We start from the raw sequence: 15,915 nt of genomic DNA, 5'->3' as shown, positions 1-15,915 counted from the left end.
TATCGGTTTATGTCCTCACCTAGCTGGCAACTGCTATATTATCCCCCAAAATTAGTTTCTAAGTGGTGGGTTAATTTCAAAGTGAATATGATGATGGTGATCACTTGCAAAAGCACAAAGCCCCTCTGTAATTAGCTTTGGATCGTTGAAGAAAACCGCCCTTGGCTTTACTAGCTTGTGTTTGCGAATAGATTTAAGAATAGCTCGTGTAGCATCTTGATCGTATTCAGAACTCGACCAAAAAATCCCACCAAAAGCTCCATTTTTTTTGGGTAAGAAAACATCGCACATCATACCCGTTTCATGTCCCTGATGGTCGGGAGTATCTCCCCCGTGAGGAAGGCTAACATCATTAATTGCAAATAAACCAGCTGTGGGGCGAGTTTGACGATAACTATTTTGATAGTCTTGGGCAATTTCTTTAATTGCGTCAGCTAACCAGTGCGTTCCATAATCGTGGTTATCTTCAGTTTCGGCCAGTTCACCATTGACCAAACCGTTGTCTGGATCGCTGTTTGGCATTAACACCCACTGTGGCGCGTTAGCTGCTTGCAGCCATCGATGAGTCATTTGACCAACATCAACTCGACCATCACCATTAACAGTACTGCGACCAGCAATGATTGATTGAAATAGTTTGATGGCATCAAATAGCCCTCTGTCTATAGTTGCACTGTTAGGATCGCCTGCCCAGGTGTAGCCTAGCTCATGCAATCGTGCTTTCACTGCCTTAACATCATCAGCTTTATTTACTCCGCCAATTCCTACACTACCAGTGAGTTGAATGACCTTCGCTCCTAACACACTGGATGCTGTAGGTTGTTGAGTTTCTTCATCTAACTTATTATCAAAAGGAACAACAACTTTAATGGCGATCGCTAGAGTTTGATCCTCCAGAGTAAGGATCATACCGCGATCGCCTTCTTGTTTAAACACGAAATCAAATTGCCACTTCCCGCCCTCTTTGATTGGTACATTTGGCCCTGGAAATCTGTCATCAATAGTTACCGACAAAACTTTCCCGCTGTCGGCTAAACGTCCTATACCTTCAACTCGAAAACTTTGCCCTACTTCCACTTCTTGAGGAACACGAATTAACTGTAGTTGTTCTACTGGAGGAAGAATAGCAACTCCACTTGCATTAGCCAGTAAACTCTGCGCTTCTGGAAGCAAATTCACAACTTTAGTAACATAGTTAGGATCGGATGAATAACCTTTACCCTTGAGAAAGCCAAGAAAATTTTCTGGTGTATTGGTGTAATCTTCTAAACCTTTATAGGGAGTGCGAGTTAAAAACTTCCAATACCCAATAATAAAAGCATCTATATTTGTGAATTTACAAAACTCAACTTCTTCTGGCTCTGAAGGAACTTTGATTTTTAAAGGTTCGGCAAACCCCTGCATATCAGGATGTCGCCATTTTAATCCACCAAAATTGTTAGCTTTGATAGCAAGTTCACTTTCAGTTCTAGCAGACTCTAGTAACCATTGAGCAAGGGTAACTTCTTTTAAAATTTGCCGATTGTTATCGGTAATCTTGTCAGATTGAATGCCAACTTTAGTCAAAACTTCTTTTAAGTCCTTTTGCAGATAGTTATTCACCAAATCATTTAGTAATGACATAGGTTTTTCCTGTTAAAAAATACTTAATTTTTTCAAGAAACCAGTAATCTAAAAATCGATATATTCAGATTCCCGACTTAGAGAAAAAGTCAGGAATCTAATTATCAGCAAAGTTATAGAAAATTTAGTTACTCTTTTTCTATAACTTTGCTATATCCAGCAAACACAAAATGTTGATCTCGATTTCCTTTACTTTTATCAGGCCACTTAACCCAATAATGATTTTCCTCAAAACGAACATCTAAAACTGGATAATCTCCTGGTTCAATATCAATTAGAGATTCTTTTGGTAGTTCTGCACCCTGTTCTGTAGAAGGTTTGAGAATAGTTTTTGTTGTAATTTCCAAAACGTATTTCTTATCAGATTTATGTTCCTCGTCATTTGACTCACCAATTAATCCATCTTTAATCGCTTCCGCCATTTTTTCAGCATCAAAGCGATTCATATCTGTTGTCGAGTCACAAAAGCAGCACTCAATTAAAATAGCTGGCATTTGTGTATTCTTCAGAACAAAGAAACCTGTATTTTTAACTCCTCTCGTATTAAAACCAAGTTTAACAATCTCTTTGAGAACTGATTGAGCAATACCTTTTGATGCATTACTAATGGCAAAAATTTCTGTGCCATTGGCTCTACCATCGAATTTATTAAAGTGAATCGAGATAAAGACATTAACGTTATTGGCATTTGCCTTATTAGCTCGTTGTCTCAAAGAATCTGTGACACTGCTGGCGCTTGTCGGAGTGCAATCAATAGCAGTATGACCTGCTGCTTTGAGCTTTTGGATTAAATGTGTACCAACTGCTTTAGTTAAAGTATCTTCTTGTTTGATGCCTGTTGCTCCTGTATCGTGAGGAGGGCAATTGTGTCCCATATCAATACCAAATTTCATAGAGTTTATCTCCTGGTTATAAATTTCGAGGTATCCATTGCCTATAGTGTATTAATTATTAAGCCAAATGCAATGCTCTATCAGTGAGAAAAAGTGAGTACTTACTGTAAAAATTTGTAACGTTTAACATAATCATCTCCTAGAAAACAGAAATCTCATAAGTCTAACCTATAAATAAAGCAGGCTGACTAATGACGGCAGAAGAGGCGCTGAATCTAGTCGATAGTCTTTTATGCTCTACGTTTGGGCAAAGGCTCAATGATGTTCAATCTGTGGTATTTCTGGAAAGTTGGCTAGGACACACCTATGCGGAAATCGCGGTGCAGATAAGTTATGAACATGACTATATTAAACAAATTGGTTGCCAGTTGTGGCGATCGCTATCTCAGTTATTTGGTCAAGAAGTATGTAAAAAAAATATCCAAACTGTTTTACGTTACTACTATCAGTCTTCAAACAGTAGCCATTCAAAAAAACCGACCGACATCAACATATCTGAATTAGGTAAAATAGTAATTCAGAATTCTGAATCAAAAAAGCAAACGAGAACAATCATGAGCCAAGCTATTGACAGAGTACGCTGGACAGTTCAGGATTTAGAGGTTTTACCCGAAAATGAGTGGACACGCTATCAAATAATTGATGGAGAACTTTTTGTGACTCCTACTCCTCACCGCCGTCATCAACAAGTTTGTGGCAAAATCTTCCGAACACTCGATGCTTGGTCGGAGTCTACTGGTTTAGGCGAAACAATTGTGGCTCCAGGGGTGTTATTTTCCCAAGCAGATAGCGTCATCCCGGATGTAGTTTGGGTAAGTCGAGAACGACTAGCGCAAATTGAAGATGAAGCGGGACATCTAACCGGCGCACCAGAGTTAGTAGTGGAAGTTTTATCTCCTGGTAAACAAAACGAACTTCGAGACAAAGAAGACAAATTGAAACTATATTCAATTCATGGCGTGCGTGAGTATTGGATTGTCGATTGCTTCACTCAAAAAGTCGAAATTTATCGCCGAGAAAAAGCACAGTTGATTTTAGTTGCCACTTTATTAGATAATGATGAGATTACATCTCCACTCTTACCCGAATTTTGTTGTTCTATCCGTTTATTTTTTCCTACATAACGAAATTAAAGTAAAAGTTAAAAGTTAAAACTTTCTCTTAAATAAAATAATTTGAAACTCTTATTCTTCAACGTCCTCTGTGGTGAAATTTTCTTTCACCTCTGCATAACTGATGTGAAGATTACTTGAAAATGGCACAATCACTGTAAAAGTAGTTCCTGCATTGATCGCACTTTCAACAGTAATCTCACCGCCGTGCAAATCTACAGCTTTTTTGACGATGGACAACCCCAATCCTAGCCCTGGAATATTGTCGGTATTACTAGCGCGATGGAAAGGTTCAAAAATATGTTCAATGTCAGTAGTGGGAATACCAATACCAAAATCTTGAATTTCAAATATAGCTCCATTGCTGGTATTACTAACCGAAAAATTAATCGTACTGCCAATGGGAGAATATTTTAAAGAGTTGGAAAATAAATTATTTAAGATTTGCCGCAGTAGTTGAGCATCGAAGTTAGCTTGCGTGCATTGGGACTGATTACTAAAAGCGATCGCATGTTGAGAACCATCGCCTTGTTTTAATTCTTTTAACAGATGCTGGCAAAATTGTGCTAAATTCAACGGTCTTGGATTAAACCCTAACTTACTGATTTCATCCTGACTCAGCACCAATACATCATCTAAGAGCTGAGTCATATGCATCACAGATTTTTGAATGCGACGCAGGTGGGTATTTTGACGCTCCTCGCTCCATCGATGGCGATAATGTTCTAGTAGTTCCGCAGAAGAATGGATAGCAGCCAAAGGCGTGCGAAATTCATGGGAAGTGGTAGTAAGCAAACGGGATTTAAGTTCACTGAGTTGTCTTTCTTTGGCAAGTGCTTGTCGCATCGCCTCTTCTGCCCATTCCAGCTTTGCTTGGGTTCGTTTACTTTCGCTAATATCCCGCAATAGCCAGCGTAGACCGACTAACTCGCCTTGTTGATTACGCACAGCAGCCACCTTAAGCGCAACGATAATCGGCGTTTTCTCATACGGTCGCAGGTTTACTTCCCATTCTTGAGTTTTCCACTCTGGAATTTGGCGCTCGCGCAGATGAGTTAGTTTAAGATGAAAAGCAATCAACTCTTTCTCAATCGCAAAATTTTCCAATAATTTACCCACTAATAAACTTTTGGAAATGTTGAACAGAGTACTAGCAGCAGAGTTAGCTTCCTGAATTATGCCTTGTGTATCAGTTACCAAATAAGCATCTGGTACTTCCTCAAAAAGTTCGTGGTAGCGTTGATGTTCTACTACCAATGCTTGTTGAGCATTGGATAATTCTTTATTTTGTTGTTGTAGATTTTCATTAGCCATTTGCAATTCTTCCAAAGCTAGGTAGACTTCCCCAAATATTGCGGTGACTAGTCCAATGTCTTGCTGTACTTTTTGCTCTTCACTTTTGCTTTGCAAAATGGCAACACGTTTCCGTATATTTTGTATCTGTAGGGCTAAATCGTCCAAATTCACGTTTTTGCTCCTATTCGATATCTAAAGTTGGGTTTCCTTTCAGATTCCTTACTGGGACGATTTTAGCTTTTGAAATTTATATAATTATTAGTTCTCAGTTATCAGTTTTAATTATTGAGTTATAAAGCAGTTAATTGATTACTATTAACTGCTTAATGGAGCTATAGCAGGAGGCAGAAGGCAGGAGGCAGGAGGTAAAAGTATTACTATTCCTAGCTTCCATGCTTTCAAAATGTCCTAACCTGTGTGACTACGGCTATAATAACTGTGTGAATGAGTCTTTGATACTCGTCAACGAGTCTTTGAGTTTCACTCTTGCCCCTCTGCCCCTATTTTTTAGAGTTCTATAATTGACTTTGTATATCTGCCCATTTAACTCCTGCTAGACTGGGCAAAACAACATGAGCAGCTCCAACTCGTTCAACTGGGCCAATACCTACCGCCCACATCCCAGCAGCTAGAGCTGCCTCAACACCTGCTGCTGCATCTTCTACAACTACAGATTGCGCTGGTTCGATTCCTAGCTGCTTAGCTGCATAGAGAAATAAATCGGGTGCTGGCTTGGGTTTCTCTACACTATAACCGTCAGCGATCGCGTCTATTTTATCAGCAATACCCAATCGCTCGATCACTGTACGGGCATTTTTGCTCGCTGAGCCAATGGCTATTTTAATCCCAGCTTGCCGCAGTTCATCCAAAAGTGCGATCGCTCCCGGTAACAAATCTTTAGAGGTCATATTTTTCAGCAGTTCCACATAGTAGCGGTTCTTGCGCTCCATCATTTCCTGGATTTGTTGTTCCGAATACGGTCTATGCCCAATAATCAGCATTAGCGAAGCACGACGGGATACCCCCCGCAGCGCTTCATTAGCTACTCGATTAAAGGGTATACCCTGTTCATCCGCTAGCTTTTGCCAAGCTAGATAATGAAGTTCGGCTGTATCTGTCAGTACGCCATCTAAATCGAAGATGACTCCTTGGATGTTGGGGATTAGGGATTGGGGATTGGGGATTAGGGATTGGGGATTGGTTATTCCCCTTGTCCCCCTGTCCCCTTCTCCTTTTGTCTCCTTGTCCCTAGTCCCCAGTCCCCAGTCCCCAGCTCCCAGCCCCTGATGCAAATCAAAGTCGTACCATAACCCTTGCCAGTGCAATTTAAACTTCAGCCGCGTCCAGTTAGCGGGCAAATGCGGGTTGGCTACAGGACAATTTTTGCCCAATTGGATACCGCCAAAGCCAAAAATTACGGCTTGCCAAACGCCGCCAGCAGTGGCACCATGAATTCCATCGTTGGTGTTTCCTCGGTTATCTTCAAGATCTACCATTGCTGCTTGCATAAACAGTTTGTAAGCTTCAGTAGATATATTCAAATCTGAAGCTAAGATGGCGTGAACTGCGGGGCCGAGGGAGGAACCATAGGTGATGTCAGTGCGGGGTGCGTAGTAATCCCAATTTGTGTGCAATGCTTTTTCGCTGTAGGGAAAATCTGCTGATTCTCGCATTAAATAAAGCAGCATTAATACATCTGGCTGTTTGAGTACTTGATATTTGTTAGTTTTCTCGATACCTAAGATGGCTTGCATGGAGCGATCGCGCCCTTGATAATCTGCTAAGTTAATATCTTCCAATTGAAAAAATCCCTCGAATTGCTCGATTAATTCTGTTAATGGGTCGTAAAACAACAACATTTTGGCGATGATGTCTTGCCAGTGGTTTTGCTGTTCTGAAGTGAGTTGCAGTTTTTCTTCTAATTCCCTGGTTCGTTCTGGGTATTTGTGAGCCAGCCAATCATAAACTGCGATCGCTTTTTCCAGATGCCATTGCACCATCCGGTTTGTAAACATATTGTTGTGGACGAATTCATGGTATTCATCCGTTCCAATCACTCCCCGAATTTCATACTTTTGACGTTGAGGATTGAATTCCACCCGGCTACCCCAAAAGATGGCGGCATCCAAAATAATCTCTGCACCGTATTTTTGCATCCATTCATCATTGCGAGTGGCTTGCCAATAGTTCCAAACCGCGTAGGGGATATCTGCGTTGATATGAATTTCGCGATCGCGGCACCAAATTCGCACATCTTCACCATAAAAATCAGTCGGAAGTGACCAACGTGGTGTTACTTCGTCTCCGGTAGCAGCACTTTCCCAAGAAAACATTGCTCCTTTATAACCGTAATGAGTCGCCTTGCGTCTAGCTCCTGGTAAAGTGTGCCAGCGGTAACTCAGTAAATTACAGGCGATCGCAGGTTGGGTAAACAGAAAAAAGGGCAGCATAAAAATTTCTGTATCCCAAAAAATATGACCGCGATAGCCAAACCCCGAAAGAGTTTTAGCAGGAATGCTTACTTTGTCATCATGCCGTGGGCTAGCAATTAGCAACTGGAACAGATTGTAGCGAACAGCAAAAGCCGCTGTGCTATCCCCTTCAATCACGATATCGCTTTGTTGCCAAACCTCATCCCATGCCTGTTCGCTGGTTTTTAGTAGTGTTGCGTAGTCTGGTAAGTGTCCGAGTTTTTCTTGAGCTGCTGCAACTGGTGTTTCAACCTCCCGCGAAGTAAAAACTGTGACGAGTTTTTCCACTGTTACCGTCTGTTGCGCTTTAAGCAGAAAGGTGGTGCTTAGGGTGGGATAACCAGGTGCGGTATTGACTTGCAAAGAAGCTTCCGTCCCTAATATTGTGATTTTAGCTGCCATACCCAATTCAATTTGGGAATTGCGGGTACGGCGTTGCAACCAAATACCTTCGTCAGTCTTGCCTTGGTCTAGTCCTTCCCAGTGATTAAAACCCTGATTTTCTGTATACCCATTAATGCTTCCTTGAACTTCAATTAACCCATCGAAATCTACTGGCGTTAACTGACAACGTTGCCCTAAGACATGCTGGTCTGCAAAACTGACAAAGCGTTCAAAGTCAATGTCTATGGTTTTCCCACTGGGAGAACGCCAACGTAAAGAACGGCTGACAAGTCCCTGACGTAAGTTAAGCTTTCGTTCATACCGCAATATCTCGCCTTGGTCGAGACGGAAGCGTTCGCCATTCACAATTACTACTAAAGGTAACCAGTCAGGGCAATTAACTAGTTCGGTGTACATCACCGGCACATCGTCATAGACACCGTGGATAAAAGTAGCGGGCAATGCATGAGGATAGCCTTCCTCAAAACTGCCCCTTGTTCCCAGGTATCCATTGCCGATTGTAAAGACAGTTTCTTTGGAGTGCAATTGGTCAGCGTCAAACTGGGTTTCGGTTAATATCCAGTCTGTGTAGATAAAGTGGCGAGAATGACCTTTTGTTTGCATTGTGAATGTGTGATTAGGGATTAGAAGTCGGGAGATGAGGGAGAGTTAAAACTTGAAGCATTAGGATCAAAGGTTCATTAATGGAGTTCAGAGGTTCATTTATCCCCCTCATCCCTCTCACCCACCCATATGTTTTTCTAAAATCTTTTCGGCTCTAGGTTTATAGATAAGGTGAAATAAAGTTTCCATGTAACGATCTCTGGCTTCGTTATTTTCAGGGGCAACAAAGTTCCAAAAACTAAATATTTTCGTCAGCAGTAATACTTGATTAGTATGTGAATGCCAATTGTATCTATGATGAATTCGCTGAGTCATCCATTCTGAAACTTCCTGCCAGTGTTGAGGATGAGTATCACATTCTTTAAGGAAGTCTAAAATTTTATTGGCTGTTCCTTCTAAATCTGTAGGATTAATATTAAATCCGTTTTGTTGATTTTCAATAATTTCTAAAGAACCGCCAAATTGAGTTGCAAAAGTTGGTAAGCCAGAAATCATAGCTTCCAAAATACACCTGCCAAAGGATTCAAAACGGGCAAATTGCACATAAATTCCCTGACAATCTGCTATTACTCGATATGCTTCACCGAGGTCGCGGCTAGGAAGACGCATCGCCAACCAACGAATCTTGTCATGGAGATGATATTGATTAATAATGTCGTGTAGTTTTTGGATTTCTCCTGCTTCTTCTGGATTTGTAGCTTCATATGGATACAATTTACTAGCTACGAAAATCAGGTTGCAATGTTCTTGTAACGCCTGACTTTTACCAAAGCATTCAACCAAACCAGTGAGATTTTTAATTGTGGTGAAAGTAGCAATCGCAAAAATTGGTCGCTTGTGAGGATTATCTAAGTGACCAAATATTTGGGCATCTTCACTACTAAAGAGTAGTTCGTGAACTTGTGTACAAAGGTGAGCATCTCGGTCTGATTTTTGGCTGTAGGGGAAGAAGATGTTTTCATTTACTCCTGGTGGTACAAAGTTGAACTTAGGGCTAAACAAATCAATCCCATCAACTACATGATAAAGTTGTGGCATAGTAAACCACTTGTATGACTCATACTGACCTATGGTGTCGGGTGTGCCGACAATTTCTTGATAAGATGATGTGATGATAAAGTCAGCTGCATTCATACTAATTAAATCGGCGGTAAATTGTGCCGAAAAGTGGTATTGATCTTCTAAGTCTTGCCAATATAAATTGCTAAATATATGTTTAGGTTTTTCTAGGGAATGAGCAATATTACACTGAGTAACTTTGAGACGATGAGATAAGAGAAAAGCCACTAAATTACCGTCGCTGTAGTTACCAATGATTAGATTAGGTTTACCTTTAAATTGTGCTAATAATTCTCTTTGAGCATCTGAAGCAAATGTTTCTAAATACGGCCAAATTTCAAATTTAGAAATCCAATTGTTGGTAACTTCTGGATTAAATTCAGCAAAAGGAACCCGCAATATCCAAGCGTTTTCGGTATCTTCAACTTTTTCTAGGCGCAGGTTACAACATGTTCCTTCACAGTTAGGAATTAGCCGAGTGAGAATAATTACATGGGGTTTAATCCCTAAATAATCGAGACCAGCCAGTTTGATTTCTTCACGAAGTTTGTTTTCTAAACTGCGGGCTTGTTCGAGAACATAAATAACTTGACCGAGTGTTTCATCTCTTCCTAAGACATCTTCTTGTCCGACCCAGCCGTGTATAGAAATGAGGACTACGCGAAATACAGCGGGGATACGGGCGACAAATGTTTCTAAAATGGCTGGTTCTGGAGAATAAATCAGTCGCTCAAAAAGTTCTAAGGTTTCGCGGACTCGCGCCACAGTGTTACCCCAACCCGGTTCAAAGCCGAGTTCTTGGAGGTGAGAGCAAAATTTTTCGTAGGGTTCCTCAGGCGATCGCTGACTTAGGAATTTCAGGGCTAGCTTAATTTGTTTAGCTAACTGTATACCTGAAGGAATGCGATCGCCAATTAGCAGCGGAATACCTTCGTAATTAATTTTGTCTAAAGCTAGATACAAAAGTTCTAGCCAATGTTGGGGGTCACTCAACAATTGACTGCACAGGTAACGGTTAAGAAAGGCTAAACCTTGACCGATATTTCTCGGGTCGTCAATTCTGGGGGAACCTTCATAAAACGGATGGAGGTCGATTTCTAGGATGTGATCTTGGTAGCGGTTCACCAAGCGATCACTCACATCTAGCAACGCTTGAGGCGTCATCTGCTTAAAGCTAGTAAAGTCATCTGTCAATTGCCAAACTTCTTGGCTAGCAATCCTTGGTCGAACAACAAACCAACTACACTCGTCCTCTAAAATTATTTCATGGGTATACTGGATGAGTTTCCCCACAGAAGAAGAGTGATAAAAGTAAGCTGGCTTTTGGGATTGCTGACAGTAATCTGCAAAAATTTGCAAAATCTCATTCCTCAGGAAGTAACGCTTCCCAGAGACGTTCAACGCATCTATCAACTGACGTAGAACAGTTTTTTCATCGCTGTTCAAGACAGCTTGAAATAATTCATACATAGCAAATTCCAGAGATTTAAGTAATTCAGAACCTCATTCTTTTCTCCTCAACAACTTTACTTTTCAACGACGAGTGTTCTGTGGGGCAGATTCTGACTTCGAGTGTAGATAAAATGCGAAAACTTTTGCTTCTAGCTGTGGTATGAAATGATAAAGACTGTTGACTCTTAACTGTTGACGCTTAACAGTTAAAGTGAAATCCCGTCTCTTTTTAAGGATGGGATGAGCTTCAAGAATGCAGAAATATAAGTCTTTTTTCGGAAAAAACTGCCAATTTGGCTAAAGTAGCCGCAAAGACATATTATTCTATATGTGTATAAGTTCTCAATCAGGCATAAAACACCATAAACTTTTCGTTAATAATTGAGGACTGATTTAAGACTCTGTGGGTTGAAGTGGGGCACATTCTTGGTTTAACGAGTTCACTTAGCCAAGACGACCTTGCGGTATCTAAATCAAAAGCAAAAGTTTCTTTTCCTTTATGGCTGAAGTCGCTTAATCCAGACCAAATTGCCGAGTCATTAGTATCAATCGGCACTGTTTAGGTAAGTCACATCAGGGTTACCCATGAACTACCAAATTTCTTCTTCTCAAAAGAATTTTCAGAAAGCTATTAGTCCAGAACAATTCGAGCAGGTGATCGAAGCTATTACCGATGGTCGATATTCCTGGGCTTGTGTACTGATTTTACGTTTTGTTGGTTACAATCCATTGCATTTTATTCCCCAAAGGACTTACAGTCGTTTAATCAAAGAAAATAGCTGTGTCGCCAATTCGCCTGTATCTGCTACTAGGCAAAATTCGTAATTATTAATTATACCAATTGGAAAAAAGAATGCGACAGATACATACTCCCAAACCCTTTTAATGTCTGGCTTTCTTAATTTTGAATTTTGTTAACGTAGCTAAGCCGTGTCCGCGAGCGTCATTTTGAATTTTGAATGCGTGAATTTTGAATTGGTATTACCTTTGGGCAAGGATTGAAAACATTAAAAATGGTTGTTTGAATGAATTTGCACTCTACGGCGAACTAATCAAACAGCAAAGAAACTGCATGATAAAAGTTGCATAACACATAGACATTCTAGTTAAATCAAGCCTAAACTAATAACTTTTTGCAGTGCTTTTTCAAATCCTATGCCCTGTTTTAAGGCAATATATAACAATACTATAGTGGCTGAACGAATTGAATTATCACAATGGATGAGAATCGGTTTTGGTAAGTCAGTAATCTTCTGAAATATCTCGAGCGTAGCTCCATCATTAATGTCTTCAACTTTGAACGGGAGGTTTATATAATGCAATCCTAAAAGCTCAGTTTTCTCCTGTTCATCAACCAGCAAACCTGCTTCATCGGGTAAGCGCAGGTTCAGTATACACTTATAACCCTCATCAGCTATTTGTTTGAGCTGAACTAATGTAATTTGTCCAGCGATCGCTAAATCATCATTAATCTTCCTAACAATATTCATCGGGAGTATCCCAATTTTGGCGACATGTTACCCACACTCGCAGTTTAGGAAAACAATTTGAGGAAGTTGTGAGCGAATTGGGAATTGGGAATGCTGACTGTTGAGTGAGGAGTTATATCATGTTCGGGTGAAGACTTATCATTAGGACTGACGCGGAAGGGGACGCAAAGACGCGGAGAAATTTTAATAATAAGTGATTATCCAAACTTGATATTAGGAGTTAATAGGACTTACGCACTGTAACAATTGGCTATTATGTGCATAAGGATTGGTTCACAACACAAGTCCTTTGGTTCACAACACATACTCAAATTGACATTGCTGATTAATGGGATGATTTTTATGTGTAATTTGCAGTAGGGGCACACAGCTAGCTGTGTGCCCCTACAATGAAGCTACTTGACGGTAGTTAGGGAGACCCCAAAACCGTAGTAACTCTCCCTACTCCCCGTCTAAGCAAATAATTTCAAGAATCATAGTGTACTACCATAACTCAACTAAAAAACTTCTCCACGCATCTGACAAATATTTCCACACCCATTCCCAATGCCGTCTCATCAAAATCAAACCGTGGGTGATGATGTGGATAAGCCAAATCTTTCTCAGGATTCGCAGAACCCAAAAAGAAATAGCAACCAGGGACTTCTTCCAAGAAAAATGACATATCTTCAGCAGCCATAGTTTGGCATTCTGGTACAATTCCCACAGGAGTTTCTACCACTTCTTCTGCTACAGACCGCACCAACTCTGCCATTTTTACATCATTAATTACTGGTGGATAAAGTGACCAATAATCTAAGTCATACTTCGCACCCTGGCTCTGACAAATTCCGGCAATAATCTGCTCAACGCGCTGATGGAAAAAGCCTTTAAAGTTCGGATTAAAATACCTGACAGTAGCACTCATTCTCGCTGTGTCAGCAATTACATTCCGCTTGCTTCCAGCATGAAGTTCACCCACTGTCACCACAGCCGAATCAATAGGATTGACATTCCGAGCAACAATAGTTTGCAAAGCATTGACAATTTGGGCAGCAACAACAACGGAATCCACAGTTTGATGAGGTAGTGCGCCATGTCCACCTTTGCCCAAAATTTTGCAGTTAAAGCACTCCACGGCCGCCATCAGGGCACCACTGCGAACACCTACAGTTCCTAAGGGCAAATTATTCCACAAGTGCAAACCGATAATTGCGTCAACATCAGGATTTTTCAGTACCCCAGCTTCAATCATTGGCTTTGCGCCTCCTGGTGATTCTTCCGCTGGCTGGAAGATAATTTTCACCGTACCAGAGAAGTCTTGACAATGCTGTTGCAGATAGTAAGCTGTACCTAAAGCGATCGCAGTATGCCCATCATGGCCACAAGCGTGCATTACTCCATCATGCTGCGATTTGTACGGTACTTCGTTAAGTTCTTGAATTGGCAAAGCATCCATATCGGCTCGAATTGCCAAAACTTTCTCAGTGGCGAGTGGGGAGTCGGTAGAGACGGGATTAATCGCGTCTGTGGGGAGTTTTTTACCTTTGATACTGGCGACAATACCAGTTTGAGCAATGCCGGTTTGATGCTCAATTCCCCATTCTTGCAATTTTTGTGAGACAAATTCAGCAGTCAGTTTTTCCTGAAAACCCAACTCTGGTTGTTGATGTAATCGCCGCCGCCACTCGATCAATTGTGGTTGCAATGAGCGGATTGAAAGCCTAATTCGAGATAAGTCAACAGAAGAGGGGTTGGGGAAAGTGGAAACCATTATGACAAAGTAGTTTTAGCAGAGCTAACTTAGGTTATTTTCCAGGGCAAACGCATCTAAATTACTCTTGATCACAACGAAGGTTAAAAACCAACGAAAAAATCAGGATTTCGCGCTTGATTATTTTTTAAGCCCCAAAGCGATCGCCTAAAATTTTCGCAATAAGCAAGAGTTAATGACATTAATTTTAGTTCTATTGAGAATAGACTTTGCTTGTTGACATGATGCGGCCGCCCTGGGTTATTTTCCCACTTTAACGTGAGTTTGATGAGTTGCCTTTACGCATCAACGGCCACATCGATTGATATTTCGGACTTCATACCTTAAAGGACTTCCAAATACAAAAATATCGCACTGTTGACAGTCAACAGTCATCAGTCAGCAACTTCAAGCGGTTGTTTTTATGGAAGTCCAAAAATTAAATTACTCAATTCCTGCATCCAATACGACTGATTTATTCTCCCCCTGCTCCCCCTGCCCCCGGTCACTGAGCGTAGTCATACTCTTACGGAGAAGCAAGCTACGCACAGCGTCTTGTAGAGAAGTGCTGCCCACCAAAACTATTGATTATTTTTTTATTTGGAAGTCCCTATTTCTTGGAGTTCCCTAATAGTCATTGTCAGCCACACAAATTCCTTTACATTTAATACCGTTCGTAGCGGTGCGCTGACAATGAGAACATAGAACTTTTTCGTTTTCTGCTTCTTGATTTATCTTTATATTAGTGCTTGCCTTTCCTTTGTCTTTTTCGGTCTGGAGTTCTACAGTCATAAGATATAAAGGAATTTTTTGCGATTTACATTAGTCTTTCTAAATCTAAATCTGATGCTATTTGAGCAAGTTTCTCTAAATCAGTGGGGTTGTCTACATAAGGTAAGCAGCCTAAAACTGGTGTGTTAGTTAATGATTGAATCAATTCTGGTGGTGTCCAGTCGGCTATCTCTGCATCTGAACGCGGTTGTACGCAGTTCAACACAATACCTACCAGATGCACGCGCGATTGTCTAGCTAATGCTACATTCGCCACTGCACTAGCGATCGCTCCTAATCTCACAGGTACTACCAATACCGTTGGTAAACGCCATTCTGCGGCTAAATCAGCTACTGTTAATTCTTCTGTGACTGGCGAACCCAAGCCACCCAAGGCTTCTACCAACACAAAATCACGCTGCGATCGCAATTTAGACAGGGCTTTCCACACCAGTGCTAAATCTACTTGGCGATTTTCTCGTGCTGCGGCGATGGGAGGAGCTAAAGGTGCTTGAAAATACAAAGGTGTAATTTCTTCCGGAGATTGTTCTAGGGCGAAGAGATTTTGGTACCATTCGCGATCGCCAATCCCTGATTGAATCGGTTTCATAATTCCCCAGCTATGCTGCGGGTAATATTTTTGCCAATAAGCTGCTAGGGCTGTGGTTAAAACAGTTTTACCAGCTTCCGTATCAGTTCCAGTAATCAGTAATGAGTTCAACAATGATTGCTAAATACTTAACGTTTTTTCATTCTGATAGCAAATTTCAGTTAAGCTGAAAGCTAAACACAGAGCTTTTTTTACTTTTGAATTCTGCTGTAGTTATTAGCGATCAGAAAATAAACACTAATAACTAATAAATCATTTTAGTACAATTTCGACAATTAAATTCATTGCTCGATGATTCCTTGATGGTACACAGCAAGCTAATTTATTCCTAGGGTCAATCCAAAATCCAAAATCGTTCGACTGAAGGTAGCCGTACCCCTCCGGGGAAGCAAGCTACG

Annotated in this window: 10 protein-coding genes; 2 read left to right on the top strand and 8 right to left on the bottom strand. The window is 40.9% G+C overall.

The window, feature by feature from the left end; all coding sequences use genetic code 11:
- Positions 1 to 51: 51 nt before the first annotated feature.
- On the bottom strand, positions 52 to 1,623 hold the full coding sequence (locus ACM0OY_RS14995; protein ID WP_414569636.1) for a glucosaminidase domain-containing protein: 1,572 nt from the start codon (positions 1,621 to 1,623) through the stop codon (positions 52 to 54).
- Between the two features lie 128 nt (positions 1,624 to 1,751).
- The gene (locus ACM0OY_RS14990; protein ID WP_414569635.1) at positions 1,752 to 2,516 is read right to left on the bottom strand and encodes an N-acetylmuramoyl-L-alanine amidase; all 765 of its coding nucleotides are present in this window, start codon (positions 2,514 to 2,516) and stop codon (positions 1,752 to 1,754) included.
- A 554-nt stretch (positions 2,517 to 3,070) separates the two neighbouring features.
- On the opposite strand from ACM0OY_RS14990, the gene ACM0OY_RS14985 reads away from it, so the two are divergent.
- Positions 3,071 to 3,640, top strand: coding sequence for a Uma2 family endonuclease (locus ACM0OY_RS14985; protein WP_414569660.1), 570 nt, complete (start codon positions 3,071 to 3,073; stop codon positions 3,638 to 3,640).
- A 60-nt stretch (positions 3,641 to 3,700) separates the two neighbouring features.
- Here the strand turns inward: ACM0OY_RS14985 and ACM0OY_RS14980 are convergent, their stop codons facing one another.
- The 3 genes from ACM0OY_RS14980 to ACM0OY_RS14970 form a co-directional block, all read right to left on the bottom strand.
- Positions 3,701 to 5,095, bottom strand: a complete 1,395-nt coding sequence (locus ACM0OY_RS14980) for an ATP-binding protein (protein ID WP_414569634.1) — start codon at positions 5,093 to 5,095, stop codon at positions 3,701 to 3,703.
- A 344-nt stretch (positions 5,096 to 5,439) separates the two neighbouring features.
- Positions 5,440 to 8,403 (bottom strand): beta-phosphoglucomutase, encoded by a 2,964-nt coding sequence (gene pgmB / locus ACM0OY_RS14975; protein ID WP_414569633.1) that lies wholly within the window; start codon positions 8,401 to 8,403, stop codon positions 5,440 to 5,442.
- A 117-nt stretch (positions 8,404 to 8,520) separates the two neighbouring features.
- Positions 8,521 to 10,932 (bottom strand): sucrose synthase, encoded by a 2,412-nt coding sequence (locus tag ACM0OY_RS14970; protein ID WP_414569632.1) that lies wholly within the window; start codon positions 10,930 to 10,932, stop codon positions 8,521 to 8,523.
- A 567-nt stretch (positions 10,933 to 11,499) separates the two neighbouring features.
- On the opposite strand from ACM0OY_RS14970, the gene ACM0OY_RS14965 reads away from it, so the two are divergent.
- Positions 11,500 to 11,739 carry a HetP family heterocyst commitment protein gene (locus tag ACM0OY_RS14965; RefSeq protein ID WP_414569631.1) on the top strand — a complete coding sequence of 80 codons (240 nt, stop codon included), beginning with the start codon at positions 11,500 to 11,502 and terminating at the stop codon, positions 11,737 to 11,739.
- Between the two features lie 281 nt (positions 11,740 to 12,020).
- Here the strand turns inward: ACM0OY_RS14965 and ACM0OY_RS14960 are convergent, their stop codons facing one another.
- From ACM0OY_RS14960 to bioD, 3 genes are all read right to left on the bottom strand, one after another.
- Positions 12,021 to 12,404, bottom strand: coding sequence for a beta-lactamase hydrolase domain-containing protein (locus tag ACM0OY_RS14960; protein ID WP_414569630.1), 384 nt, complete (start codon positions 12,402 to 12,404; stop codon positions 12,021 to 12,023).
- A 493-nt stretch (positions 12,405 to 12,897) separates the two neighbouring features.
- Entirely contained in the window at positions 12,898 to 14,157 is a 1,260-nt protein-coding gene (locus ACM0OY_RS14955; protein ID WP_414569629.1) for a M20 family metallopeptidase, read from the bottom strand.
- A 796-nt stretch (positions 14,158 to 14,953) separates the two neighbouring features.
- On the bottom strand, positions 14,954 to 15,628 hold the full coding sequence (gene bioD / locus ACM0OY_RS14950) for a dethiobiotin synthase (protein ID WP_414569628.1): 675 nt from the start codon (positions 15,626 to 15,628) through the stop codon (positions 14,954 to 14,956).
- Positions 15,629 to 15,915: the final 287 nt, after the last annotated feature.

The organism is Nostoc sp. CCY 9925, from assembly GCF_963920935.1.
Classification (GTDB): Bacteria; Cyanobacteriota; Cyanobacteriia; order Cyanobacteriales; family Nostocaceae; genus Nostoc.
This window is presented reverse-complemented; position numbering and strand designations above follow the sequence as displayed.

What these genes read in the sequence shown, in the direction of transcription:
- ACM0OY_RS14995 (WP_414569636.1), bottom strand. Translation starts at nt 1,623, where the DNA reads ATGTCATTACTAAATGATTTGGTGAATAACTATCTGCAAAAGGACTTA.
- ACM0OY_RS14990 (WP_414569635.1), bottom strand. Translation starts at nt 2,516, where the DNA reads ATGAAATTTGGTATTGATATGGGACACAATTGCCCTCCTCACGATACA.
- ACM0OY_RS14985 (WP_414569660.1), top strand. Translation starts at nt 3,071, where the DNA reads ATGAGCCAAGCTATTGACAGAGTACGCTGGACAGTTCAGGATTTAGAG.
- pgmB (WP_414569633.1), bottom strand. Translation starts at nt 8,403, where the DNA reads ATGCAAACAAAAGGTCATTCTCGCCACTTTATCTACACAGACTGGATA.
- ACM0OY_RS14970 (WP_414569632.1), bottom strand. Translation starts at nt 10,932, where the DNA reads ATGTATGAATTATTTCAAGCTGTCTTGAACAGCGATGAAAAAACTGTT.
- ACM0OY_RS14965 (WP_414569631.1), top strand. Translation starts at nt 11,500, where the DNA reads ATGAACTACCAAATTTCTTCTTCTCAAAAGAATTTTCAGAAAGCTATT.
- ACM0OY_RS14960 (WP_414569630.1), bottom strand. Translation starts at nt 12,404, where the DNA reads ATGAATATTGTTAGGAAGATTAATGATGATTTAGCGATCGCTGGACAA.
- ACM0OY_RS14955 (WP_414569629.1), bottom strand. Translation starts at nt 14,157, where the DNA reads ATGGTTTCCACTTTCCCCAACCCCTCTTCTGTTGACTTATCTCGAATT.